This window comes from Salinimicrobium oceani, from assembly GCF_012037645.1.
Genome location: NZ_JAAVJR010000529.1, coordinates 1 through 478, shown reverse-complemented (window position 1 = coordinate 478; position 478 = coordinate 1). Strand labels below are relative to the sequence as shown.

At 43.7% G+C, this 478-nt stretch carries 1 protein-coding gene; it reads left to right on the top strand.

From position 1 onward, the window contains the following. Positions 1 to 97 precede the first annotated feature (97 nt). A complete protein-coding gene (locus HC175_RS18075) occupies positions 98 to 466 on the top strand; it encodes an OadG family transporter subunit (RefSeq protein WP_168023893.1) in 369 nt (122 codons plus the stop codon). Positions 467 to 478: the final 12 nt, after the last annotated feature.

Sequence of the window (478 nt, the reverse complement as noted above, 5' to 3'; positions counted from 1 at the left end):
CGGTTTAGAGTGATTAGAGGTCTGCAAACACTTCAGACAAAAAAACTGACAAATCCGCCTAAGAAGCATAGTAATATTCCTCTCTAAACCTATTGACATGGAAGAAACAACTACAACGGGCATAGACTGGTCGCAGATATGGATCATCACGGGTGTAGGATATACCGTTGTTTTTCTGGCCCTTCTCCTGCTCATGTTCCTGTTTAAAAACATGCCGCTGTTCCTCAACCTCGTGACGGGAAAAAAGGTTAAGGTGATGATCAAAAAGATAAAGCCTGAAGACAATGGAAATCAGGAAGAGCAGTATCTGTCCGGGGAAATCAGTGCAGCAATCGGGATGGCACTGACGCTCTATTTTAAGGAACAGCACGATGAAGAAAGCGGCGTGATCACCATAAAAAGAGTTGCCCGCACATATTCTCCCTGGAGCTCCAAGATCTATGGAGTCAATAATAACCTGCGGTAAAATAGTAAAGTC

Coding starts and splice junctions, on each gene's coding strand:
- HC175_RS18075 (WP_168023893.1), top strand. CDS start 98: ATGGAAGAAACAACTACAACGGGCATAGACTGGTCGCAGATATGGATC.